This is a genomic window from Nonomuraea sp. NPDC003727 (assembly GCF_053586935.1).
Genome location: NZ_JBSFNE010000028.1, coordinates 1 through 24,770, shown reverse-complemented (window position 1 = coordinate 24,770; position 24,770 = coordinate 1). Strand labels below are relative to the sequence as shown.

General features: G+C 73.6%; 14 protein-coding genes. 8 read left to right on the top strand and 6 right to left on the bottom strand.

Annotation, left to right across the window (positions count from 1 at the left end):
• Positions 1-51 precede the first annotated feature (51 nt).
• Genes ACWDLG_RS40685 through ACWDLG_RS40675 form a run of 3 tightly spaced genes read left to right on the top strand, consistent with a single transcriptional unit; the run spans position 52 to position 1,525 of the window.
• Complete coding sequence (locus ACWDLG_RS40685; RefSeq protein ID WP_449930293.1) at positions 52-462, top strand: ArsR/SmtB family transcription factor; 411 nt, start codon at positions 52-54, stop codon at positions 460-462.
• A complete protein-coding gene (locus tag ACWDLG_RS40680) occupies positions 459-1,175 on the top strand; it encodes a cation transporter (RefSeq protein ID WP_449930291.1) in 717 nt (238 codons plus the stop codon). The genes ACWDLG_RS40685 and ACWDLG_RS40680 overlap by 4 nt, the downstream gene beginning before the upstream one ends.
• Positions 1,172-1,525 (top strand): DUF3703 domain-containing protein, encoded by a 354-nt coding sequence (locus ACWDLG_RS40675; RefSeq protein ID WP_449930289.1) that lies wholly within the window; start codon positions 1,172-1,174, stop codon positions 1,523-1,525. Before ACWDLG_RS40680 ends, ACWDLG_RS40675 begins: the two co-directional genes overlap by 4 nt.
• Positions 1,526-1,607: 82 nt before the next feature.
• Here ACWDLG_RS40675 and ACWDLG_RS40670 read toward each other — a convergent pair whose 3' ends face one another.
• Genes ACWDLG_RS40670 through ACWDLG_RS40645 form a run of 6 tightly spaced genes read right to left on the bottom strand, consistent with a single transcriptional unit; the run spans position 1,608 to position 18,017 of the window.
• Positions 1,608-7,094, bottom strand: coding sequence for an SDR family NAD(P)-dependent oxidoreductase (locus tag ACWDLG_RS40670; protein ID WP_449930287.1), 5,487 nt, complete (start codon positions 7,092-7,094; stop codon positions 1,608-1,610).
• Positions 7,091-8,797: a fatty acyl-AMP ligase gene (locus tag ACWDLG_RS40665; RefSeq protein ID WP_449930285.1), complete on the bottom strand. Its 1,707-nt coding sequence runs from the start codon at positions 8,795-8,797 to the stop codon at positions 7,091-7,093. The genes ACWDLG_RS40670 and ACWDLG_RS40665 overlap by 4 nt, the downstream gene beginning before the upstream one ends.
• Positions 8,790-10,082 (bottom strand): LLM class flavin-dependent oxidoreductase, encoded by a 1,293-nt coding sequence (locus tag ACWDLG_RS40660; RefSeq protein WP_449930283.1) that lies wholly within the window; start codon positions 10,080-10,082, stop codon positions 8,790-8,792. Before ACWDLG_RS40660 ends, ACWDLG_RS40665 begins: the two co-directional genes overlap by 8 nt.
• A gap of 12 nt (positions 10,083-10,094) precedes the next feature.
• Positions 10,095-13,349, bottom strand: coding sequence for a non-ribosomal peptide synthetase (locus ACWDLG_RS40655; protein ID WP_449930281.1), 3,255 nt, complete (start codon positions 13,347-13,349; stop codon positions 10,095-10,097).
• Entirely contained in the window at positions 13,346-13,543 is a 198-nt protein-coding gene (locus tag ACWDLG_RS40650) for an MbtH family protein (protein ID WP_354915398.1), read from the bottom strand. The genes ACWDLG_RS40655 and ACWDLG_RS40650 overlap by 4 nt, the downstream gene beginning before the upstream one ends.
• 13 nt (positions 13,544-13,556) lie before the next feature.
• On the bottom strand, positions 13,557-18,017 hold the full coding sequence (locus tag ACWDLG_RS40645) for an amino acid adenylation domain-containing protein (protein ID WP_449930279.1): 4,461 nt from the start codon (positions 18,015-18,017) through the stop codon (positions 13,557-13,559).
• A gap of 397 nt (positions 18,018-18,414) precedes the next feature.
• Between ACWDLG_RS40645 and ACWDLG_RS40640 the strand changes: the two genes are divergently transcribed.
• From ACWDLG_RS40640 to ggt, 5 genes are read left to right on the top strand one after another with little or no spacing between them, the layout of a single operon-like run.
• Positions 18,415-19,593 carry a cytochrome P450 gene (locus ACWDLG_RS40640; protein ID WP_354915404.1) on the top strand — a complete coding sequence of 393 codons (1,179 nt, stop codon included), beginning with the start codon at positions 18,415-18,417 and terminating at the stop codon, positions 19,591-19,593.
• Positions 19,594-19,603: 10 nt separating this feature from the next.
• On the top strand, positions 19,604-20,716 hold the full coding sequence (locus ACWDLG_RS40635) for a hypothetical protein (protein ID WP_449930276.1): 1,113 nt from the start codon (positions 19,604-19,606) through the stop codon (positions 20,714-20,716).
• On the top strand, positions 20,713-21,336 hold the full coding sequence (locus ACWDLG_RS40630) for a flavin reductase family protein (protein WP_354915409.1): 624 nt from the start codon (positions 20,713-20,715) through the stop codon (positions 21,334-21,336). Before ACWDLG_RS40635 ends, ACWDLG_RS40630 begins: the two co-directional genes overlap by 4 nt.
• 22 nt (positions 21,337-21,358) lie before the next feature.
• Positions 21,359-22,822 carry an APC family permease gene (locus ACWDLG_RS40625; protein WP_449930275.1) on the top strand — a complete coding sequence of 488 codons (1,464 nt, stop codon included), beginning with the start codon at positions 21,359-21,361 and terminating at the stop codon, positions 22,820-22,822.
• A gap of 3 nt (positions 22,823-22,825) precedes the next feature.
• Positions 22,826-24,664, top strand: a complete 1,839-nt coding sequence (gene ggt / locus ACWDLG_RS40620) for a gamma-glutamyltransferase (protein ID WP_449930274.1) — start codon at positions 22,826-22,828, stop codon at positions 24,662-24,664.
• The last annotated feature ends 106 nt before the right edge of the window (positions 24,665-24,770 follow it).

The window sequence follows — 24,770 nt, the reverse complement described above, 5'->3', positions numbered from 1 at the left end:
GCACCTCGCAGCGCCCTCCATATCGATCCAATTTTGGGATATCATCGCCCTATGGCGATCAACGATGGTGGCCGGTGCGTCAGCGCCGACATCGCCGCGGGGATGTCCCCCGCGGCCGCGTTGTTCCACTCCCTGTCCGACGAGAACCGGCTACGCATCGTGCAGCGGCTGGCCAGAGGCGAGGCGAGGGTGGTGGATCTGACCTGCGAACTCGGCCTGGCCCAGTCCACGGTCTCCAAGCACCTGTCCTGCCTGCGCGACTGCGGCCTGGTCGACTACCGGCCCGCGGGCCGCCAGTCGTTCTACTCCCTGACCCGGCCCGAGCTGATGGACCTGCTGGCCTCGGCCGAGCACCTGCTGGCCGCCACCGGCCACGCAGTCGCCCTGTGCCCCGTCCACGGCATCGCGGCGGACGAGCACACGGACGGGACCGATCTCGTCGCGGGACAGGGCGGGTCGTGACCGCGCTGGACCTGCCCGGCCCGCACCCGGCGCGGCGCGCCGTCCTGCGGCGCCGCATCCGGCTGCTGGTCGCGGCGACGATCACCTACAACGTGATCGAGGCGGCCGTCGCCATCACGGCCGGCGGCATCGCCTCCTCGGCGGCGTTGATCGGCTTCGGTCTGGACTCGGTCGTCGAGGTCGCCTCGGCCGCGGCGGTGGCCTGGCAGTTCTCCGCCGCCGACCACGAGCGGCGGGAGCGAACCGCGCTGCGGGTCATCGCGATCTCGTTCTTCGCGCTGGCCGCCTACGTCGCCGTCGAGGCCGGGCGCGCGCTCCTCGGCGCCGGGCAGTCCGATCACTCCACGCCGGGGCTGATCCTGGCCGCGGTGTCCCTGCTGGTGATGCCGTTCCTGTCGGCCGCGCAGCGCCGGGCCGGCCGCGAGCTCGGCTCGGCCTCGGCGGTGGCCGACTCCCGGCAGACGCTGCTGTGCACCTACCTGTCCGCGGTCCTGCTCGCAGGGCTGGCGCTCAACAGCCTGTTCGGCTGGTCGTGGGCCGACCCGGTCGCCGCCCTGGTGATCGCCGGCGTGGCGGTCAGGGAAGGGCGGGCGGCCTGGCGCGGGGACGGCTGCTGCGCCGTACCGGCCACGTCGTCGCGCCGGTCGGCCGCTGCCACGTCCGTCGCCTGCGGCGATGGCTGCTGCTCGAACACCACGGAGGACACCCGATGACCGGCCGTCCGATGCCCGCTCACGTGCGGGCCGCGTACCGCGCCGAGATGAGCGCCGCCCGCGCCGCCACCGACGACGCGGCCCGATGGCGGCATCTGGAACGGGCGCACATCCTGTCCCAGCCCTGGCCGTGGCCGCACACCCGCAACCACGTGGCCATGTTCGCCCTGGCCGTCGCCCAGCGCGATCGCCGCGAGGCGTTCGGGCAGGTGATCAGGATCATCGTGGCCGCGCCCGGCTCCGCGCTGGGCCGCTATCCCGAGGGCAACACGGGCCGCGCCCGGGTCGGCCTGACCCAGCCCATGCCGATGCCTGCCGACCTCGCCGAGCTGCTGCACGCCGCCGCCTGATCGCGGGCGTCGCCGGCGGCCCGCGACGGGATCGGGCCTTCCCGGTGGAGGCGCCCGATCCCGGTCGCGGGCCGCCGTCGGCTCAGGTGCTCGTGCTGTGGGCGGCCCTGCCCTGGGCCAGCAGCCGTTCGGCCTCCTCGTCGGTGAGTGAGTCCAGCAGCCGGTGCATCTCCTGCTCGGCCAGCACCGCCAGGTTGGCGATGGAGAAGTCGTCGAAGGCCCGCTCCGGCGAGACGGTGACGCCCAGGGCGCGGTTGACGTCGATCAGGATCTGGTTGGCCATCACCGAGTCCCCGCCGAGCTCGAAGAATCCGTCCCGGACGCCGATGGGCTGGATGCTCATCGCCTTCTGCCAGATCGCCGCGATCTGCCGCTCCAGGTCGTTGCGCGGCGCGACGTACTCCGTCGCCAGGTCGGGCCGGTGCGAGGACTGCGTGCCGATGGACCGCAGCCGGTCCACCTCGGCCGTGGCGATCTCGGACAGGAACGACCGGCCCGTGTCGGACGGGTAGAACTGCGCCAGGTTCCGCAGGTCGAACGGCAGCACCACGGGCTGCGCGCGCTCCCCCGCCGCCAGGCTCGCGAACGCGGCCGCCCCGGCGTCGGGGAGGATGGCCCTGGCCGCGGTGCGCAGCTCGCGGTCGTTGTCGGTCTCCCAGGCGGCGGCCATGCCCGCCGCCCAGGGTCCCCAGTCGAAGCTGACCGCGGGCAGGCCTTCGGCCCTGCGGTGGTGGGCCAGGGCGTCGAGGACGGCGTTGGCCGCCGCGTACCCCGCCTGGCCCGGCGAGCCGAGCACTCCCGCGGCGCTGGAGAAGAGGGCGAACCAGTCCAGCTCGTCACCGGAGGTGAGCTCGTGCAGGTGCCGGGCGCCCGACACCTTGGGGCCGAAGACGTCCTGCACCCCGCGGGCTTCGAGGTCGAGCAGCGGGCCGTTGTGCAGCAGCCCGGCCGCGTGGACGACGCCGCGCAGCGGCCCGCCGGCCCGGGCCTGTCGCAGCGCGCCGTCGAGCTGGTGGCGGTCGGACACGTCCGCGGCCAGGACGCGCACGTCCACGCCGCGCGCCCGCCAGGCGGACACCTCGGCGCCTTCGCGTGCCGTCCTGCCGATCAGCACGAGCCGGCGGGCGCCCAGCTCGACCAGGTGCGCGGCCACCCGCAGGCCCAGCGCGCCGGTGCCGCCGGTGATGGCGTAGCCGCCGTCGGCACGGACCGTGACCGGCGGGCCCACCGGTCCGTCGTCGGGCGCGATCCGCCTGACGTACCGCAGGCCGGAGCGGTACCCGACCTCGGCGTCCGCCCATGGCGCCGCCAGTTCCTCGCGGATCGTGGACACCGGGTCCTGATCGTCGGGGTCGAGGTCGAGGCAGAGGAACTCCAGCGAGGGGTGCTCCAGCGGGATCACCTTCGCCAGCCCCCAGACGGCCGCGGCGAACGGGTCGCGCACCGGGTGCCCGCCCACGGGCTGGGCGCCGGTGGTGGCGAAGAGCACCCGCGGGGTCTGCCCGGCGATGCCGTACGACAGCGCCCGCAGCAGCAGCGCGGCCGACAGCGTCCCCGTGTCCGCGTCGGCGCCGGGCAGGTGGATCACGCCGCGCAGCGGGCCCGTGGCCGTCAGGTGGTGCACGAGCTGCCGGTAGTGGCCGGCCTGGCCCGGGTCGATCGACAGTTCCCCGGCGTCCAGCCGGAGATCTCCGGTCGTGCGGCAGATCCGGAATCCCGCCCGCTCGGCCAGCCGGTCGGCCAGCCGCTCCCCCGGCGGGGCGATCACCACCCAGCCGCCGGGGAACCGGCCGGTCGGGCAGGCGGGGACGGGCCGGGGGCGCCAGGTCACCTGGTAGAGCCGGAGTCCGGGCAGACGGGCGGCCTGCGGGTCCAGGACGGCACGCCGCAGGGTGAGCCCGGTGACGCGGGCCACCGGTGCCCCGTCCTCACCGGTCAGGTCGAGGTCCGCGGTCAGCTCCGCGCCACTCGACGCTCCGAGCGTCACGTGCACGTGGGTGGCCGCGTCCGGCTCGGCCCACCACGTCAGCTCCTCGACGGCGACGGGAAGGGCGGGGCCGCGGCCCGGGTCCACGAGCGCGGCGACCACGTGGAAGGCCGCGTCGAGCAGGCGGACGCGATCCCCACCGCCGGAGAGCACGCCCAGCGCCTCGCCGCTCCCCTTCCACACCCGCTCGACCCCGCGGAAGGCGGGCCCGTAGTCGAGGCCGTGCCGGCGCAGCAGCTCGTACAGCTCGGCGCCCGCGACCTCGTGCGGGCAGCGTGCCCGCACGCGCGCCAGGTCCAGGGGGGCGGGGGCGGGCGCGGCGGCCACGAGACGTCCGGCCGCGTGCTCGCGCCACTGGCCGTCGTCCTCGCGGGCGTGGACGGTGACCGTCCGCCGTTCCCTGTCGAGGGTCGTCTGCAGGCGGCGTCTGCCGCCCAGCACCAGCGGGCGGTGCAGGCGCAGCCCCGCCACCGCCTCGTGCCGCCCGCCCGCGCGGCGCAGCAGGTCCGCGTAGCCCGCCGCGGGGAAGACCACCTGCTCGCCGACCTTGTGGTCGGACAGGTACGGCAGCGTCACCGGGTCCAGGTCGCCCTGCCAGATCGTGTGGCCCGGCGACGTGGCCAGGTCCAGCGCGCCGCCCAGCAGCGGGTCGGCGCCGGCGCGGCGGTCGCCCGCGGGGCGGTCCAGCCAGAAGCGGCGGCGGCGCCACGGCGTGACCGGGGCGCTCACGACGGGCGAGCCGGACGGGTAGAGGCGCCGCCACCGGACGGCCGCGCCCAGCGCGAACAACGCGCCCAGCGTGCGCAGCACGGCGAGCTGTTGCCCATCGCCGTCGTCGACACAGGTCAGCACCCGTGCGCGGGTTCCGGCCAGGGCGCGCAGGGAAGCCTGGAGCACCGGCTTCGGCCCGACCTCGAGCAGCACGTCCACGCCGTCGTCCAGCGCGGCGGTGACCGCGTCGGCGAACAGGACGGGCTCGCGGACCCCGCGGCCCCACCGCTCGCCGTCCGTCACCGTCACGCGGCGGCCGGTGATCGTGGAATAGAGCGGCACCTCCGGCTCGGCCGACCCGGCCGACCCGGCCGACCCGGCCTGCTCGGCGTCGAGCAGTTCGGCGGCCCGCGCCATCGACGCGGAGTGGAAGGCGTAGGCGACGGGCAGGCGCCGGGCGAAGACGCCCGCCTCGGTCAGGGCCCGCGCCACCTCCGCCAGCCTGTCGGCCGGGCCGGCCAGCACGGTGGCGGTGGGCGCGTTCACCGCGGCCACCTCGACGCCGTCCTCGCACCACCGGCGTGCCTCGGCGGCGGGCAGGCCGACGGCGAGCATGCCGCCGCCGGGTGCGGCCTCGGCCATGAGCCGCCCGCGCGCGACGGCCAGCCGCATCCCCGCCTCGAGGTCCAGTTCGCCGGCGGCCACCGCGGCGGAGATCTCGCCCACGCTGTGCCCCGCCACGGCGGCGGGCACGATGCCGTAGGAGCCGAGAAGCTCGGTCATGGCGATCTGCACGGCCACGATCAGCGGCTGGGCCACCGCGGTGTGCTCGAGGTCCACCGGCTCACCGCCGTCGAGCGCCGCTTCGATCGACCAGCCCAGCAGCTCGCGCGCCGCCTCGTCGCAGCGGCGGATCACCGAGCGGAACAGCGGCTCGCCGGTCAGGAGCGCGCGGGCCATCCCGGGCCACTGGCTGCCCTGGCCGGAGAAGACGAAGGCGACGCGCGGCGGCGCGGCGGGGACAGGGGACGCCTCCGGCCGGGCCGCGGCGACGGCCTGGCGCAGCTCGGCCGGACCGCCCGCGACCACGGCCGTCCGGTAGGGGCGGTGGTGCGTGCGCCGGGTGGCCATGGTGGCGGCCACCGCGAGGATCTCCGGCTCGTCGGCGGAGTCGATGCGGCGGGCCGTACGGGAGAGGAGTTCGGCGAGCTCGTCGTGACCGCGCGCGGTGAGGGGCAGCAGCAGGGGGCCCGCGCTCGGGGCCGCCGGCGCGGTGGCGGGAGCCTCGCCGACGACGACGTGCGCGTTGGTCCCCCCGAAACCGAAGCTGCTCACGCCCGCGAGGCGACGCCCGTCCGGCCAGTTCGCCGGACGGGCGGCCACCCGGAGCCGGTGCTCGTCGAAGGGGATGCGCGGGTTGGGGGTGGAGTAGTGGAGGCTGGGCGGGATGAGGCCGTGGTGCACGGCCAGGACCGTCTTGATCAGCCCGGCCACTCCGGCCGCGGCCTCCAGATGCCCGATGTTGCCCTTGACCGAGCCGATCAGGCACTCGCCCGCCTCGGGACCGCGGGCCGCGGCGAGCGAGCCGGCCTCGATGGGGTCGCCGAGCGGGGTTCCGGTGCCGTGGCACTCCACGTACCGGGCGTCGGCGGGGGCCAGCCCGGCATCGGCGTAGGCCTCGTGCAGGACGGCGCGCTGGGCGGCCGGGTTGGGGGCGGTGAGGCCGTTGGACGCCCCGTCCTGGTTCACCGCGCTCCCCCTGAGGACGGCGTAGATCCGGTCCCCCGCGGCCAGCGCGTCCTCCAGGCGCTTGAGCACGACGACGCCGCAGCCCTCACCGCGCACGTAACCGTTGGCGGCGGCGTCGAACGGCTTGCAGCGGCCGTCGGGGGCGAGCATGCCCGCCTTGCTCAGCCCGATGGAGGGTTCCGGCTCGATCAGCGCGTTGACCCCGCAGGCGAGGGCCTGGTCGCAGTCGCCCGCCCGCAGGGCGCGGATCGCCAGGTGGGTGGCGACCAGCGAGGAGGAGCAGGCGGTGTCCACCGCGACGCTGGGGCCGTGCCAGTCGTAGAAGTACGACAGCCGGTTGGCGGCGACCGCGAAGGAGTTGCCCGTGGTGGTGTGGACGCTGATGCGGTCGGGGTCGGACACCTGGCGATGGGCGTAGTCGCCGGTGGCGATGCCGACGAAGACCCCGGTGCGTGAGCCCCTCAGGCGGCCCGGTGGGCTGCCCGCGTCCTCCATGGCGTCCCAGCTGGTCTCCAGCAACAGGCGCTGCTGCGGGTCCATGCGCAGCGCCTCCGCCTCCGAGACGCGGAAGAAGGCCGCGTCGAAATCGGCCAGGCCGTCCAGGAAACCGCCTCGGGTGCTGATCAGCTTTCCGGGTGCGGCCGGGTCGGAGTCGGCCACGCCGTCGGGCCACCGGTCCTGTGGTACCTCCCGCACCGCCTCGGTGCCGGTCAACAGGAGGTTCCAGTACTGCTCGGCGTCCGCCGCACCGGGCATGCGGCAGGCCAGCCCGACCACGGCGACCGGGCCGGGGGCCGGGCCGGCCGCGGCCGTGGCGGCGCCCAGGGGCCCGGAACCGGAAGCGGGCACGGCCCAGCCGCCGACGGGCCGCGGCGCCGAGGCGTCCCCGCCGCCGTCGAGGCGGCTCAGGTGGGCGGCGAGCGCGGCGATCGTCGAGTGCTCGAACAGCAGGGCGGGGTCGATGAGCCGCCCCAGCCGGCGGCCGATGCGCTCGGCCAGCTCGGCGACGCGCACCGAGTCGAGGCCGTTGGCCGCGAAGGTCTGCTCAGGGTCGGCGTCCTTCCGTCTGCCCAGCTCGGCGACCTGGGTGGTGAGCCACTCCCGCAGATCATCCCGGTTCACGAGATATCACCGTCCGTGTACAAGATCGTGATGTCTCCGTTGTGCAGCGCGTCCCTGGTCGCCGACCGGCGGGGCTTGCCGCTGGAGGTCTTGAGCACGCTGCGAGGGGGCACCAGGTACAGCCGCGAGATCGGCACCTGCTGGTCGGCGAGGACGGCCCCGGCGATCGCCGCCGCCAGGGTGCGCAGTTCCTCCGGATCCCGCGTGGTGACCTCCTGGAGCAACGCGACGCCCTCGCCGTCCGCCCCCTGGATCGAGAACGCCACCCCGCCGCCCGGACGCAGGCGGCGGTCCACCTGCTGGGCCACCCGTTCGATGTCGTGGGGGTAGACGTTGCGGCCACGAACGATCACGACGTCCTTGCGCCTGCCGGTGACGAACAGCCGCCCGTCGCGCAGCACCCCGAGGTCGCCGGTGCGCAGATAGCCCGCGTCCGTGGCGGGCAGCCGGGCGCCGAACGCCGCCCGGGTCTCCTCGGGCTTGCGCCAGTAGCCGTCGGCCACGCCGGGCGCCGCGACCCAGATCTCGCCCACCACGCCGTCGGGCAGCTCCCGCCCCGACCCGGGGTCCACGATCCGCACGTCGTGATCAGGGGGCAGGCCACCCGCGTCGGCCAGCTCGACCGCGCGCGGGTCGGCGGAGTCGCACTCCACCGCCTTGCCCTCGCCGAGCTCCCCGCGCAGCACATGGGCGAACCTCGGCTCGCCGCGCCGCGCGCCGGTCACGATCAGGCTCGCCTCGGCCAGGCCGTAGCAGCCGACCACCGTGCCCGGCCGCAGGCCGCTGGGCGCGAAGGCGGCCTCGAAGGCCCGCGCCACGTCCGGGTTGATGGGTTCGGCCCCGTTGAAGGCGACCTCCCAGCTGGACAGGTCGAGCCGGTCCTGCGGGATCGCGTCGGCCCGCCGGGTGCACAGGTAGTAGGCGAAGCTGGGACCGCCGCTGATCGTGCCGCCGACCCTGCTGATGAGTTCCAGCCAGCGCAGCGGCCGGTGCAGGAAGTGCATCGGGGACATCAGGTAACAGGGCATCCCGCGGAACAGCGGGTAGAGCACGGTGCCGATGAGGCCCATGTCGTGGTAGAGCGGCAGCCACGAGACCACCGTCCCGGTGGCGGGACGGCCGGTGAACCAGTCCATCGAGGCCAGGTTGCCAAGCAGGTGCCGGTGGCGCAGCACGACCCCCTTGGGCGACCCGGTCGAACCGGAGGTGTACTGGAGCATGGCCACGGTGTCCGGCCGGACCCTGGGAGCGCGCCACGCGTCCGCCGGCCGTCCGTCGGGCACCAGCCACGGCAGCCCCCGGAGCGCGTCCAGGCCCGCGGCGACCTGGGCGAGGGCGACCGTCAGCGGGGAGGCGAGCACCGCCTCGGCGCCGCAGTCGGCGGCCACCCGCGCCACGCTCGCGAGCCCGGCGTCGGGCCGCGCGGGCGCCGGCGGGTAGACGGGCACCGCGACCACGCCCGCGAACAGGCAGCCGAAGAAGGCGGCCAGGAAGTCCAGGCCGGGCTCGAAGACCAGCAGCACCCGCCCGCCCGGGGCGACGCGCTCGCCGAGCAGCGCGCCGATCGCGGCGGCCCGCTGCTCCAGCTCGCCGTACGTCATCGACCTGAGGTCCTGCTCCCCGTCCACGAGGAAGCCGTAGGCGTGTCCGTCACCGCCGGCCTGCGCACGCTCACGGACCAGCCCGACCAGGGTGTCAGCCATGACCCGGCCTCTCTCCCCCGCCCGCGCCGCCGATGTGCAGCCGCCACAGCGAGGCGGCGTCCAGCGCGCGCTGGGTGCCCACCTGCTGCACGGTGACTCCGTCGCGTTCCCACAGCCGCGGGTAGGACTCCACGACCGGGGGCGGCACGTCCTCGATGGGGGTGACCCTGTCCATCGCCTTGTCGATGTAGGGCGCCAGGTCGGCCTGCTTGGCCCGCTCGCGCTCGGCGTGCCGTTCGGCGAACTCGGGCAGCACCCGGCGACCCAGCAGTTCCAGGGACTCGCAGATGTGCTCGTGCTCGTACCGGCCGCCCTGCTGGAGCAGGATGAGCTGGTCCACCCCGGCCTCCTCCAGCCCGCGGAAGTGCTCGGCCGCCTCCTCGGGGGTGCCGACCGCCCCCAGCCCCGCCATCGGCTCGGGCTCGGTGCGCTTGAACTCCTCCCACAGGTTGGTACGGCCCGGCACGTGCGCACCGAACCGGTAGTAGTGCGCCAGCGCCCACTTGAAGAACTGCTGCCCCTCGACGCCGCGGGCGCGGGCGAGGTCGCCGTCCTCGTTGACCATGACCCCGGCCAGCATCGCGATGTTGGGGTTGACGGTCTGCCCGATGGGCTGACACTCGCGCTTGAAGGTGTCGTAGTACTCCCGCACCCAGAACCGCGCCTCCCCGGCGTCCATGAAGGAGAAGGTCAGCGCGCCCATGCCGAGCCGGGCGGCCAGCTTGAGCGTGTCGCGGTTGGTGCAGGCCACCCACAGCGGCGGGTGGGGCCGCTGGACCGGCTTGGGCACCACGTTGCGCGGCGGCATCGAGAAGTACTCACCCTGGTAGCCCGGGTACGGCTCGGCCGTCATCATCCGGGCCGCCTCGCGCACGCCTTCGGCCCACATGGCGCGTTTCTCGATGTAGTTGACCCTGAAGCCCTCCAGTTCGAGCCGGGAGCTGGACTCCCCCGTGCCCCACTCGACCCGCCCGCCGCTGACCAGGTCGAGCATGGAGATACGCTCGGCCACCCTGGCGGGATGGTTGTAGGCGGGCGGCATGAGCGTGATGCCGTGCCCCAGCCGCATGCGCGTGGTGCGCTGGCTCACCGCCGCCAGGAACACCTCGGGCGCGGTGGAGTGGGAGTACTCCTCCAGGAAGTGGTGCTCCTGCGCCCAGGCGTACTCGATGCCCGCGGCCTCGCCCAGCTCGGCCCACTCCAGGGCGTTGGAGACCAGCTCCTGCTCGCTGTCCTGGCGCCAGGGCCGGGGCAGCTGGAGCTCGAAGAACATGCCGAACCGCATGGCTCACCTCCGTTAACTCTGTTCTCGCTCGCCGAGCAGGCCCGCGAGCAACGCGTCGAGCCGGTCCGCCGGAACCTCCTCGACCAGGGAGCGGATGCGTTCCCCTTCGTCGGCGAGCTGCCGCCGCCGGTCGAGGTCCTCCTGGATCATCCGCGCCAGGTTCTGCAGCGTCGGGGTGCGGAACACCTTCTGGAGCACCAGCTCGACGTCGTAGCGGCGTTGCAGGTGCACCACCAGCTGCGCGGCGCGGATGGAGTTGCCGCCCAGGTCGAAGAAGTCGTCGTGCAGCCCGATCCGGTCCACCTCGAGGTACTCGGCGACGTGCGCGGCCAGCTCGATCTCCAGCTCCGTGCACGGCTCGACGTACGGCGTGCCGGATGTCCTTTCTCCCTGGGCGGGCGCCGGCAGCCGCGCTCTGTCGGTCTTGCCGGTCCGGGTCCTGGGCAGTTCGTCGAGCAGCACGAAGCGGTCGGGCACGAGGTAGGCGGGCAGCTGCTCGCGCAGCCGCCTGCGCACCGCGGGGATCAGCTCGGTGTCCTCGTACAGGGCCTTGTTGGTGCTGACGAGGTAGGCGACCAGCAGGTCGTCCTGGACGGCGACCGCGCATTCACGCACCCGCGGGTTGGCCTCGATGGCCGCCTCGATCTCGCCCGGCTCCACCCGGTGGCCGCGCACCTTGACCTGGTCGTCGTTGCGGCCGATGAACTGCAGGGTGCCGTCGGGGCGGTAGCGGGCGTGGTCGCCGGTCCGGTAGAGGCGCTCGCCCGGCACGGCGGCGAACGGGTCGGGCACGAAGCGTTCCGCCGTGGCCGCCGCCCGGCCGTGATAGCCCCTGGCCAGCGCGACCCCGCCCACGCATATCTCGCCCACCGCCCCGATCGGGACCGGCCTCAGCTCCTCGTCCAGCAGGTGCACCCGGGTGTTGGCGATGGGTTCGCCCAGCGGAACCGGGGAGTCGAGGGTGAGCGCGGCCACCGTCACCCACACCGTGGTCTCGGTGGGACCGTACTGCGTCCAGGCCGCCCGCTGGGTGGCCGCGAGCTCGGTGGCCAGCCGCCGGCTGACCCGCTCGCCGCCCACCAGCGCCGTGAGGAGCAGGTTGCCGGGGCGCAGCAGCCGCCACAGGGTCGGGGTGGCCGACAGGACCGTGACGCCGCCCTCGGCCAACGCGTTCTCCAGGCCGTCGCCGAGGTCGTCCTGATCGACCAGGTGGATCCGGCCGCCGAGCGCCAGGGTGCCGAAGATCTCGGCGATCGAGGCGTCGAAGGCGGGGCTGGCGACCGCGCCGACCACGTCGTCCGGGCCGATGCCGTGCACCTCGGACAGGGAGTGCACGTAGTTCACCGCCGCGCGATGGCTGATCTCGACGCCCTTGGGCGTGCCGGTCGACCCGGAGGTGTAGATCATGTAGGCCAGGTTCTCCGGTGCCACGGGGACGTCCGGGGGCGCGTCGTCCTCGTCCTCGTCCAGGACGAGGTCGGGCGCCGCCGTCCCGATCACGACGGTGGCGCCGCTGTCGGCCAGGACCTCGGCGCGGCGGCGCGGGCCGTGCGCCGGGTCGATCGGGACGTAGACCGCGCCCGCCCTGAGCACCCCGAGCGCGGCCACGACCAGGTCGGGCGAGCGTTCCAGGCACACCGCGACCATCGACTCCGCCCCGACGCCCAGCTGGGCCAGGCGTCGCGCGAGCCGGTTGGCCCGGCGGTCCAGCCGGCCGTACGTCAGCGCGCCGGTCACGGCGACCGCCTCCGGCCGCTCGCGGCAGTGCCGGGCGATCAGCTCGTGCAGGCACACCGGCGGCCGTTCCCGCCGCGGGCCGGTCGCCAGGCGGGCCAGCTCCCGCCGCTCCTCGGCGGAGGGCAGGTCGAGCTCGGCGATCGGCGTGTCGGGCCGCGCGAGCAGCGTCCGCACCGTCGCCACGAACCGGCGCGCCAGCAGCTCGGCGGTGTCCGGGCCGAACAGGTCCGCGCGGAACACCAGGCTGCCGTGGACGGCGGGCCGCTCCCAGAGGAAGAACTCCAGGTCGGCGCGGGCGGTACGCCAGCCGAGCTGGACCGGCTCCAACCGGAGGCCGGCGAAGTCGCTGACGGGAGAGGGCGGCTGCATCACGAACGTCACAGGGAACGGCCCGCTCGACGAGGCGTCCCTGGGCAGGTCCAGCTCCTCCACCAGCAGGTCGAAGGGCACGTGCTGGTGCTCCAGCGCCTCCAGGCAGGTCCGCCTGACGGAGGCCAGCAGCTCGTGGAAGCTCTGCCGGGTCTCCACGTCGACGCGCAGCCCCACGGTGTTGGTCAGGTTGCCGATCAGTCCCCGCGTCTCCGGCAGGTCCCGGCCCGCGACCACGCCGGCGATCGCGATGTCCCGCACCCCGGTCGTCTGCCTGAGCAGGACGGCCAGCGCGGTGAGCAGGACCATGTACGGCGTGGCGTTGGCCGCGCGCGCGGCGGCGCGGATCAGGGCGTCGTCGTCGTCGTGGAACGGCAGCGCCCGCCAGTCGCCGGCGGTGGTGAACTCCGGCGGCCGGGGCTCGTCCGCGGGTAGTCGGAGCGGGCTGATCCCGGCCAGCCGGTCGCGCCAGTACGCCAGGTCGCCGGCCTGGCCGCCGCTGCGGCGCTCGTGGGCGGCGACGTCGGCGAAGCGGATCGGCAGCGCGTCGTGCACGGGGGCGCTGCCCGCGGCCCTGGCCTGGTAGGCCGACGACAGCTCCAGCAGGGCGACGGCCAGCGCCCAGCCGTCGCCGATGATGTGGTGCACGACCATGACGAGCATGTCCTGCTCGGGCAGCCGGATGAGCAGGAGGCGGGCCAGCGGGCCGCCGGCCAGGTTCATCGGCCCGTCCACCGCCGCCCTCGCCCTGCTCAGGGCCGCCTCGAGAGCCTGCGCGGCGGGCAGGTCACGCAGGTCGACGGTCTCCAGGGACGGCCTGGCCGTCTCGTCCACGATCTGGAGCGGCTCGTCGTCCACGACCCTGATCACCGTGCGCAGCGTGTCGTGCCGTGCCACCAGGTCGTCCAGTGCCCGCGCGAGCAGGGCCGGATCCAGCCGGCCGTCGAGCAGCACGCAGTGGCTGAGGTTGAAGGCGGAGGAGCCTGGGGTCAGCTGGTCCAGGAACCACAGGCGGCGCTGGGCGTACGACAGCGGCGCGGGGCCGGGACCGTGCACCGGGATGACCGGTGTCGCCGGTGCCGCGACCCTGCCCTCACGCCACTGGCGAAGCAGGGCCGCTTTGAGCTCCGACAGCTCGGAGCCCTGCTTCGCGTCGCTCACTGTGACCGCTCCCTGAGGCTGAGGGGACGAAGGTCGGTCCAGACCTGGTCGATGTGGGCCAGGCACTCGCTCCTGGTGCCGCGGTAGCCCGCCTCCCGCCACCCGGCCGGCAGGCTCCGGTCCGCCCACCAGACCGAGTACTGCTCCTCGTGGTTGACCACCACCGTGAAGGTGGCGGCGTCGATGTCGCTCATCGGTCCTCTCCTGTCAGCGCTTGCGCGGGTAACGGTCGGGCGGGTCGAGCTGGCCGTGTCTGACGAGGAAGTCCAGGCAGTCGTGCATGTACTTCTCGTTCAGCGGCGCGGGTTCCCAGCCGGTGCCCTTGATGGCCTCGAGCAGGTTGACGCACTCCAGCCGGTTGTCGATGGCGTCCTCGGTCTCCATGGTCATCTCCACGCCGGCGTCGCCGCTGGAGTAGAGCAGGAGCACGGGGACCATCGGGTAGATCGGGTGGTCGGGACCGGCGTTGATGGCCAGTTCAAGCGCCTCGTCGAACGGCACGACCTCGAAGGGGTAGCCGTAGGAGCGGATCCAGGGGTACAGCATGTTGTGGGAGATCGCGTCGGTGTTCCACAGGTGGAAGATGTTGCCCACCGACGACTCCTGCCGGGAGGCGTGCACCATGGCCGCGCTCGCGTAGTCGAGCGTGATCGCGTTCATCGACTCGGCGTAGTCGGGCAGGATGCCGAACTCGAGGAAGCCGCGCAGCGCCGTCAGGACGTAGTTCTGCGCGTGGCAGGCGCCCGTCTTGGGGTGCCCCATCATGATCGACGGCCGGAAGATCGTGATGGGCAGGCCCCGCTGCTTGGCCTTCAGGATGATCTTCTCGCTGACCCACTTGCTCTGCGGGTAGCTGAAGGGCACCTGGGGCGGCTTGCTGGGCAGCTCCACCTCAAGGAAGGGCCGGGTCATGTGGCCCGCGATGAACACGTCGATCGTGGAGACGAAGTGCACCTGCTTGGCCTTGTAGCGGGAGGCCAGGCGGAGGATCTCGACGGTGCCGTCCACGTTGGGGGCCTTGAGCGCGGAGTACGGCATGGAGAAGTTGACCAGGGCGCCGTTGTGGTAGATGACGTCCACCAGCTTGGCCAGGTCGTCGAACTGCTCGGGCGACAGCCCGAACAGCGGCCGGCCCAGGTCGCCGTTGACGGCCTTGACCCGCCGGTCGAAGCGGTCGTCCCAGGGCACCTCGTACTGCTCGCAGCTGGCCTTGAGCCGGGCCAGCCCGGCGGCCGCGTCCTTGGCCCGCACCAGGCAGTAGATGTCCGCGGTGGTCTGCGCGATGAGCTGGTCGAGCAGGAAGACGCCGAAGTAGCCGGTGCCGCCGGTGAGCAGGACCGCCCTGGGCGAGAAGATGTCGGCCAGCGGCAGGTTCTCCGCGGTGATCGACTCCTCCAGGAACGCCTCCCTGTCCAGGTCGTCGGCCGGGTCGCGGGTGGCGCGCAGTCCCTCGAAGCCCTCGCGCTCGAACAGCTCGATGCGGGAGGCCACGCCTGCCACGGTCGGGGTGCTGAACAGCGCGTGCAGCGGCAGCTCCAGCCCGTAGACCTGGGCAAGCTTGGCGCCCACCTTGGACAGCTGCAGCGAGCTGCCGCCGAAGGAGAAGAAGTCGTCGTGCAGGCCGACCCCTGGCAGCCCGAGCGCCTCCGCGAACACCTCGGCGATCTCGCGCTCGATGCGCCTGCGCGGGACGGCCTCGGTGGGCACCGTCACGGTGCGCACCTGCGGGTCGGGCAGCGCCTTGCGGTCGACCTTGCCGTGCGCGTTCAGCGGGAACCGCTCGCACACGACGATGGTGGCCGGGATCATGTAGTCGGGCAGGATCGTGCGCAGGTGGGCCGTGAGGTGCTCGGTGTCCACCTCCCGCCCGGGTTCCGCCGGGAGCACGTAGGCGATCAGCTCGTTCTCGTCGCCGGCCAGGTTGCGCCGGACGTCGACCACCGCGCTGAGCACCTCGGGGTGTCGCTGCAGCGCGTTCTCGACCTCGCTGAGCTCGATCCGGAAGCCGCGGACCTTGACCTGTGTGTCGGCCCGGCCGATGAACTCCAGCTGCCCGCCGGGCAGGTACCTGGCCAGGTCGCCGGTCCGGTAGAGCCGCCCGCCCGGGGCCGGGGAGAAGGGGTCGGGGATGAACCGGTCGGCCGTCTGGCCCGGGGCGTTCACGTATCCGCGGGCCAGGCCCTCGCCCGCGACGTGGATCTCCCCCGGCACCCCGATCGGGACCGGGTTCAGCTCCTCGTCGAGCAGGTAGATCCTGGTGTTCTGGATCGGGCGGCCGATCGGCACGCTGGCGCCGTCCTCGTCCGCCTTGGCCAGCTGCGCGGTCGCCCAGACGGTGACCTCGGTGGGCCCGTAGTCGTTGTAGAGCTTGGCCCAGGGCAGCGTCCGGTAGTGGTCGACGGCCAGCTGCGAGGGGAAGACGTCGCCTCCGGCCGAGATGTCGCGCAGCGAGATGAGCTTGCGCCCGCCCGCCGCCAGCAGCAGCTGGTAGTAGGAGGGCATGTGGGTGATGTGCGTGACCTGCTCGGCCTGCACCAGCCGGGCCAGCAGCGCCGGGTTGCCGACCTCGTCCTCGTTGGGCAGCACGATCCGGCCGCCGCTGACGAGCGTCCAGTACAGCCCGGCGGCGGAGGCGTCGAAGGTCAGGGAGACCGGGATCGCGTACGCCTCGGGGGCTGGACGGCCGTCGGCGCCGCGCGCCAGCGTGGAGTTGACGATCTGGCGGTGCGGGACCACGACGCCCTTGGGCTGCCCGGTGGAGCCCGAGGTGTAGATCACGTAGGCGACGTTGGCCGGGTCGACGTCCGCCGGCGCCAGGTCCGCGGACTCCTCGCCCACCCCGTGGACGTCGATCCACGCCTCGCCCGGCTCGGGCTGCGGCGCCGCGGCCTCGGGGTCGGTGACGACGACGATCCTGATGCCCGCGTCGGCGATCATCGCGCGGGTGCGCTCGGCCGGCTGCTCGGGGTCGAGCGGGACGTAGCCGCCGCCCGCCTTGAGCACGCCGAGGAAGGCCGCCACGGTGGCCACCCGCCTGCCGGCGACGACGCCGACGAGGGTCTCGGGGCCGACGCCCTCGGCGCGCAGGCGGTTGCCCAGCCGGCCGGCCCACTCGTCGAGCTCGCGGTAGGTCAGCCGGTCGGGTCCCGCCACCACGGCCAGCGCGTCGGGGGTGCGCGCCACCTGCTCGGCGATGAGCTCGTGCAGGCACCGGTCGCCGGGGAAGGGGCTGTCGGTGCGGTTCCACTGCTCGATCACCGTGTCCAGCTCGCGGTCGGAGAGCATGGGCAGGCGGTGGCTCGGGCTGCCGGGATCGGCCGCCGCGGCGGCCAGCAGCACCTCGATGTGGCCGAGCACCAGGTCCACGCTGTCCGGCTTGAACAGCTCGGTGCTGTAGTCGGCGTGCAGGTCGAGGCCGCCGTCGGCGCCCTCGACGAGGTGCACGCTCAGGTCGAACGCGGACAGCCCGACATCGGCCGGGGTCGCGGTCCAGGTGGCGCCGCCCGAACGCCGCGGCTCGGCCGCCTGGTGGGGGACGAACCGGACCTGGTGCAACGGCGCCCTGCCGAGGTCGGTGTCCGGCTGCACCTTGCCGACGATGTGCTCGAACGGGATCAGCTGGTGGTCGCGGCCCTTGGCCCAGGCGGCGTGGACCCTGCGGACCAGCTCCTCGAAGGTGGGCTCGTCGGCCAGGGAAGCGCGGATCACGAGCGTGTTCTCCAGCGGCGCGAGGATCTCGCTCTGCGTGTGGTCGCGCCCCGGCGCGGGGATGCCGACGGCGATGTCACGCTCGCGGGTGTAGCGGCCCAGCACCTCCGCGTAGGCGGCCAGGAGCACCGACGCCCTGCTCGCCTCGCACCGCGCGGCCAGTTCGCCGACGCCGCGCGCGGCCTGCGCGCCGAGCGTACGGCTTCGCCTGGCGCCGCGCAGGGACGGCATGCGCCCCACCGGCCTGGGGTGGTCGGTGGGCAGGTCGACGGGCGTGATCCCGGCGAGCGCCTTGGCCCAGAAGGCCAGCTGGCGGCGCGCCAGCGGGGTGCGCAGCCAGGCGCGCTGGCGGTCGACCACCTTGGCGTAGGGAATCCCGCTGGGCTGCGGCTCGGGCCGCTCGCCGCGCCGGACGGCGTCGTAGGCCTCCAGCAACTGGCCGACGATCAGGTCCATGGCGACCTCGTCGCAGACCACCTGGTGAGCCGTCAGCACCACCTCGTGCCGGTCCTCCGCGACCCTGATGGCCGCCGCCCGCAGCAGCGGCGCCGTCTCCAGGTCGAAGGGGCGGCCGGCCTCGCGGTGCCTGACCTTGCGAAGCTCCTCGGCGTCGGCGACAGAGAAGGTCTTCAGCTCCGGCGCGACGGTCCCTGCGTCGGCGACGGGCCGTACCGGCCTGCCCTCGATCGACAGGAAGCGCGCCCGCAGTTCCTCGCGCGCGTCCGTGAGCGCGGCCAGCGCCGACCGCAACGCCTCGTGGTCCAGCTCTCCGCCGACCTCGAGCACGCGGACGACGTGTGTGGGCAGCTGGGGAGCCATCTGGTGCAACACCCAGTAGCGGCGCTGCGCGGGTAGCAGGCGTTCCCCGCCCTGGTCACCGTCCTGGCCGAGGAGCTGTGCCAGGAGCGCGCGTTTGTCTTGTTCCGATAGCCGGCCGACCTCATCGGCAACTGTTGACACCGCACCGCGTCCTCTCTGTCGGGCGCAATTCATTGGACTATCCAGTTCTGGTCACATTAATAAGTGAAAATGCCGTACGGCCGTTCCTGACGGACTTCTTGCGTATCTGAAGGGGATCGAAAGATCTGTCTGAGTTTCTTGACGGGATCGGTTGATGGTCCGAAGAATCCGAGGTGCTGGCGCTCGATGATGAGGGCTATGCGGAGGCGGTATCACGCCCTACATCCTCGACTTCCAAGCCCTGCCGGGAACCGGAGAGGAGGGGATCGACGTGCGTTACCTCCACTAATGAAAACCGGTGGATCGCGGCCTGAATCAATTACCGGAATTCGGGCCGCGATTCCCGCCACCGCCGCACGAATCAGAGTCGGCCCTCAGGCCGGATGGGCAGGTCGCCGTGAGCAAGCGAGACGAGTTGTTCAACCCGCTCGACCCGGAAGTCATCCGCGATCCGTATCCCATCTACCGCAGGCTCAGGGAGACCGATCCGGTCTACTGGCACGAGCAGCTCGGCGCGTGGATCCTGACCCGGCACGCCGACTGCACCCACGCGCTGAAGAACCCCGACCTGTTCACCACCGACTTCAGGAAGGTCGGCGTGCCCACCCCCGGGCCGCTGCTCAGCCTGCAGACCCTGGACCCGCCCGACCAGACGCCGCTGCGGCACTTCGCCATCGACGCGATGCGCGCGCAGGACTTCGGCGAGCTGGAGCGGGACGCCTGGCAGCGGGCCGAGGTCCTGCTCCACGGCCTGCGCGACCGGCAGACCTTCGACTTCGTGCACGACTTCGCCACGCCGTTCACGCTGGGCACCATCTCGCGCCTGGTCGGCATGCCGCCGCCGGAGGCCGACGAGGAGTGGCGCCGGCGCAACGACCAGCTGCACCGCAGCATGGACGCCGGGCTCGACCCCGACAGCGAGGAGGCCGGCCTGGCGGCCCGCGAGGCCTTCAGCGACTACGTCGCCCGGTGGCTGGCCGGCGAGCCCACCGAGGGCATCTCGGCCTACGTGGCCGACAACCGCAGCCAGCTCGACTACTCCGACGAGGTGCTGTGCAACTCGCTGCGCGCCTTCTGGCACGCCGGCTTCGAGGTGCCCGCGCGCTTCCTCGGCAACGCCGTCACCACCCTCCTCAGGCATCCCGAGCTGCTGGAGGGGACGCTGGAGGACGTCGACACGGCGGTCGAGGAGCTGGTCCGCTTCTCCGGCCCGGTCCACGTGGTCAGCCGCATGTGCACCAAAAACACCGAGGTCGGCGGGCGGGAGATCAGCCGCGGCGACCTCGTCGTCACCGTGCTCGCCGCCGCCAACCGTGACCCGGAGCGCTTCGACCGGCCCGAGGAGCTCGACCTGACCAGGCACCCCAACCCGCACCTGGGCTTCGGCCGCGGCACCCACTCCTGCCTCGGCAACGCCGTGGCGAGGATCGAGGGCCGGGTCGTGCTCACCACGCTGTTCCGCACCTATCCGGAGGTGCGGCTGGCGGGCGAGCTGCAGTGGTGGGAGAACGCCACGCTGCGCGGGCTGTCCCGGATGCCGGTCAGCCTGGGCCGGGTGTCCGCGACGATCGGCTGAGGGAGAGGCCATGAACACCCGCCATGGCAGCGCCGTCCCCATGGCGCTGCTGGCCGACCCGGTGGAGCGCGCCACCGCCCTGCTCCGCCCCTCCCTGTGCGGGCTCTGGGCGGAGGGCCTGGCCGCCCTGCGCGCCGTCGTGGCCGCCGTCGGCTCAGGCTCGGGCCGGCCCGTACGGCAGGCCGCGGTGGCCACCGACGCCGTGGCCAGGTCGCTGGCGGCGGCCGTCCCGCTGCCTGATCCGTCGGCGTACCCGCCCCCCGTGCCCGTGCATTCGGACTATTTCCGCATCCGGCATGCTCCCCTCACCGCCGAGCAGCAGGCCACGACGGCCGCGATCCTGATCTCCCGCATGCTCGCCGACCTCGACGTCGCCATGCTCGACCCGAACGACCTCCTGTGCGAGGTCGAGAGCATGATCACGGTGATGGAGCTGCTGCGCCCGCAGCCCAGCCACGAGCTCGCGGACCCCTCCTCCGAGAGCGCGCCGGAGTCGTGGTACGTGCCCGGCGGCGACTGGATGGACCGCTGGTTCCTGGCCCACCACTACTACTTCCTGCTCAACCTGCTCGCGGCCGAACGGCTCGACCGGGCCGCGGAGCTGGCCCGCGACGGCCGCGACGAGCCCGCGGCCGCGGCCATGGACCAGGCGGCCGTGCTGGTCAGGGGGTTCACGGCGGCCATGGTGCACTCCTGCGCCTTCCCCGCCCGCTACTACCTGGACGTGGTCCGGCCCACGATGGCCCCGCCGCACGTCCGGACCAACCTGACGGGTGTCATGCAGCTCGAGCACCGCAGGTATCGCGCCGCGCTCGGCCGCCTCCTGGAGGAGCTGCCGGCCCCCTACGACGAGCTCGCCGCCCGCGCGCCGGCCCTCGCGGAGGCCAGGAACGCCGTGCTCGAAGCCGACCTGATCGACCTGGAGCGGCACGTGATCGTGGCCGACACGATGGTCGGCGGCGAGCGTTCGCTGGTCCAGCCGGGCACGACCGTCCAGAACGCCGCCAGCACGCTGCGCAAGATGCGGCACCTGCGTGCCGCGGCCTACTGCCAGTACATGCGGTTCGGCGATCGCTGGGTGACCGCGACAAGCCGCAGACCCGATGAGGTGACGACCAGATGACCGTGTCCCCGACACTCGCCACGGGCCGGGAGATCGACCCCGACGCGCTGCCGAAGCCCGACCTGTACCAGCTCATCACCTCCCTCGTCGTGCCGCGGCCGATCGCGTGGGTGTCGACGCAGTCCATGTCGGGCCGGCGCAACCTCGCGCCGTACTCCTACTTCAGCCTGGTCGCCGACCACCCGCCGCACATCGCCGTGAGCTCCATCGGCGAGAAGGACACCCTGCGCAACATCCGCGCGACGCGGGAGTTCGTCGTCAACGTCGCCGACCGCAGCCTGCTCGACATGCTCGACCGCTCGGGCTCGTCCTTCCCGCCGGAGCTGGACGAGTTCGTCGAGGTGGGGGTCACCGCGGCGCCGTCGGCCGTGGTGCGCGCGCCCCGTGTCGCCGAGGCCAAGGCGCACATGGAGTGCAGGCTCGTCGACGTGCACCCCGTGGGCAACGGCAACCTCGTGATCGGCCGGGTCGTGCACATCCACGTGGAGCCCAGCGTGTGGGACGACGGGCGGGTCGACAGCGCGCTGCTGGACCCGGTGCTCCGGCTGTCCCGGCGCTACGGGCGGCTCAGCCCCGAGATGACGCCCGAGGAAGAACCCGCACCACACGTGTTCACGTGACGCACACCCACGGAGCTGCCCGATGACGATCACCGACCGACCACCCCGACTCCGGCCGGCCGCGCGGGGCCTGGCCAGCGACCGCCTCGGCATCCCCGCCGTGGTCTACTTCGTGATCTCGGCGACGGCCGCGCTCACCGTGGTGGCCGGCGGCGTGCCGGCCGCCTACGCCATCACCGGCGTGCTCGGCCTCCCCCTGGCCTTCCTGCTGCTGGGCGCGGTTCTCGCGCTGTTCTCCTTCGGCTATCTGGCGATGGCGCGCCGCGTGCGGAACGCGGGCGCCTTCTACGCCTTCGTCGCGCAGGGGCTGGGCAGGCCGTTGGGGGTCGGTGCGGCCTGGATGACGCTGCTGGCCTACAACGGCCTGCAGATCGGCCTCTACGGGCTGGTCGGCGCCGCCACCAGTCCCCTGGTCGCCGAACTGTCGGGCCTGACCGTGCCCTGGTGGGCGGTCGCGCTCGTGGCCTGGGCCGTGGTCGCGCTGCTCGGCATGCTGCGCGTGGACGTCAACAGCAAGGTGCTGGCCGTCCTGCTGCTCGGCGAGCTGGCCGTCGTGCTGCTCTTCAACGCCGCCAACCTGCTCAACCCGGCCGCCGGCGGCCTGGATCTCGCGCCGCTGAGCCCGCAGCAGCTCTTCGTGCCGGGGGTGGGGGCGCTGTTCGTCTTCGCCATCGCCTCCTTCGCCGGCTTCGAGTCCTCGGCGGTCTTCACCGAGGAGGCCAAGAACCCGGCGCGGACCATTCCGGTGGCCACCTTCCTCGCCCTGGCCGTCCTGGCGGGCCTGTACGCCCTGTCGGCCTGGAGCACCGCGGTCTCCACCGGCACCGGCCAGGTCGTCGCGCGCTCCCAGGGGGAGAGCTCGGCGCTGTTCTTCAACCTGCTCGGCGCCAACGCCGGGGCGGGCGCGGCTTCGGTCGCCTACATCGTCTGGTCGACCAGCGTGATCGCCTCGCTGATCGCCTTCCACAACGCGATCGCCCGCTACGTCTTCGCCCTCGGGCGCGAGCGCGCCCTGCCCGCCGTCTTCGCGCGCACCTCCCGGCGCGGCGCGCCCGTGGCCGGCTCCCTGGCCCAGAGCGGGGCCGCGCTGCTCGTCATCGTGCTGTGGGCGGCCGCCGGGCTCGACCCCGTCCGGCAGCTCTTCGTCGCGGTCGGCAGCTTCGGCGGGTTCGGCACCCTGGCCCTGCTCGTCGTCACCTCCGTCGCGGTGATCGTCTTCTTCGCCCGGCGGCCGGGCGTCGAGAACCTCTGGCGGCGGCTGATCGCCCCCGGGCTGGCCGGCTGCGCGCTGGGCGTCGTCCTCGCCTTCGGGGTGGGCAACTTCGACACCGTGCTCGGAGTCGGCCCCGGCTCGCCTTGGCGCTGGATCCTGCCCGCGATCTACCCGCTGGCCGCCGTCGCCGGCGTCGTCTGGGCGCTGCGTGTCCGTGCCGGCCGCCCCGACGTGTACGCCGGCATCGGGCTCGGCGCCGACAGGGAGCCGTGAGCCATGCGAAAGATCCTGCACCCCGCGCTCTGCCTCATCGTCGGCACCTGCATGATCCCCGTGCCCGGAGCGGCCGCCGTCTCGGACGACGAGCGGCCTGCCACCGAGGGCACGGCCGAACCGGTGACCGCCGACGGCAGACGGCCCGTCGCCGAGGGCACCGGCGGCGCCGTGGCCACCGTCGACCCCGACGCCAGCCGTACCGCCCTCGAGATCCTTCGGCGGGGCGGCAACGCCGCCGACGCCGCGGTCGCCGCCGCGGCCACGCTCGGCGTCACCGAACCGCACATGACCTCCATCGGAGGCGGCGGCTACCTGATGTACTACGAGGCCCGCACCGGCCGCGTCCACAGCCTGGACGCCAGGGAGAGCGCCCCCGCCGCCATGCGGGCCGACTCCTTCCTGGACGACGGCACGCCCATCCCCGAGGACGAGATCGTCACCAGCGGCCTGACCGTGGGCGTCCCCGGCGTGGTGCACCAGTGGGAGACGATCCTGCGCGCGTTCGGCACCATCCCGCTGCGGCAGGCGCTGCGCCCGGCCATCCGCGTGGCACGCTCCGGCTTCCTCGTCGACGCCGAGTTCAACGCGCAGACCGCGCTGAACCAGGACCGTTTCGCCGACGTCAGCTCCGCCAAGGATCTCTTCCTGCCCGGCGGCCGGCCGCCGCCGGTGGGCTCGGTCTTCCGCAACCCCGGCCTGGCCCGCACCTACGAGGAACTGGCACGGCACGGGTCCGCCTGGTTCTACGGCGGCCCGGTCGCGCGGGAGATCGTCAGGACCGTCAAGCAGCCGCCCGTCGCCCCCTCGGCGAGCCGCCGGATCCGCCCCGGTCTGATGGCCGCCCGTGACCTGGCCGCCTACCGCACGCTGTCACCCGCCCCCACCCGATCCCGCTTCCGTGGCCTCGAGGTGTACGGCATGCCGCCGTCCTCCTCCGGCGGCACCACCGTGGGCGAGGTTCTCGCCATCCTGTCGGCCATGGACGCGCCCGCCGACCGGGTCGAGGCGTTGCACCGCTACCTGGAGGCCTCGCGGCTGGCCTTCGCCGACCGCGAGCGCTACGTCGGCGACCCCGACTTCGCCGAGGTGCCGGTGTCGGAGCTGCTGTCCCCCGGCTACGCCCGCGAACGCGCCTGCCTCATCGGGCCTGCCGCCATGCCGCACCCCGCCGCCCCCGGCTCGCCCGACGGCTCCTACCAGCCGTGCCAGGCCCCGGGCGCGCCCTCGTCGGCCTCGCCGTCCGCCGCTTCGTCCGCCGAAGGCGGGCACACCACGCACCTGGTGGTCTCCGACCGCTGGGGCAACGTGGCCTCCTACACCGTCTCCCTCGGTGAGATCGGCGGCAGCGGCCTGGTCGTCCCCGGGCGCGGGTTCCTGCTCAACAGCCAGCTGTCCGGGTTCACCGTCGACCCTTCGGCCGGCGGGCCGAACCTGGCCGGGCCGGGCAAGCGGCCGCGATCCTCCATCGCGCCGACGATCGTGCTCCGTGACGGCCGGCCGCTGTTCGCGCTGGGGTCACCGGGCGGCACGCCCATCATCACGACCGTGATCCAGATCCTGCTCAACCGGGTCGACTTCGGGATGCCCCTGCCCGAGGCGGTGGCCGCTCCCCGGGCCGGCCAGCTCAACCTGCCCGTCACCCTGGCCGAACCCGGCTTCGTCGAGCAGTACGGCGCCGCGTTGACGGCTCGTGGCCACGCCTTCGAGCCGCCCCCCTGGGCCCCGTGGCCGCTCGGCGCCGCCACCGCCCTGGAGTTCCTCGACGGCGACCGTGTGCTGGCCGTGGCCGAACCCACCCGCCTCGGCGGCGGCAGCGCCCTCGTCGTCCGCCCCCGCTGACGCACGACCCGGGTGTCCGGGGGACCGCCCCCGGACACCGCGCCGCCCGGCCGGGCCCGGGCCCGCTCGGGAGATCACCCGTCTTGACTACACTCACCATTTCAAT

Excerpts from the sequence above, each read along its gene's own strand:
- ACWDLG_RS40685 (WP_449930293.1), top strand. The coding sequence starts at position 52 with ATGGCGATCAACGATGGTGGCCGGTGCGTCAGCGCCGACATCGCCGCG.
- ggt (WP_449930274.1), top strand. The coding sequence starts at position 22,826 with ATGCGAAAGATCCTGCACCCCGCGCTCTGCCTCATCGTCGGCACCTGC.
- ACWDLG_RS40660 (WP_449930283.1), bottom strand. The coding sequence starts at position 10,082 with ATGCGGTTCGGCATGTTCTTCGAGCTCCAGCTGCCCCGGCCCTGGCGC.
- ACWDLG_RS40630 (WP_354915409.1), top strand. The coding sequence starts at position 20,713 with ATGACCGTGTCCCCGACACTCGCCACGGGCCGGGAGATCGACCCCGAC.
- ACWDLG_RS40675 (WP_449930289.1), top strand. The coding sequence starts at position 1,172 with ATGACCGGCCGTCCGATGCCCGCTCACGTGCGGGCCGCGTACCGCGCC.
- ACWDLG_RS40665 (WP_449930285.1), bottom strand. The coding sequence starts at position 8,797 with ATGGCTGACACCCTGGTCGGGCTGGTCCGTGAGCGTGCGCAGGCCGGC.
- ACWDLG_RS40625 (WP_449930275.1), top strand. The coding sequence starts at position 21,359 with ATGACGATCACCGACCGACCACCCCGACTCCGGCCGGCCGCGCGGGGC.
- ACWDLG_RS40635 (WP_449930276.1), top strand. The coding sequence starts at position 19,604 with ATGAACACCCGCCATGGCAGCGCCGTCCCCATGGCGCTGCTGGCCGAC.
- ACWDLG_RS40650 (WP_354915398.1), bottom strand. The coding sequence starts at position 13,543 with ATGAGCGACATCGACGCCGCCACCTTCACGGTGGTGGTCAACCACGAG.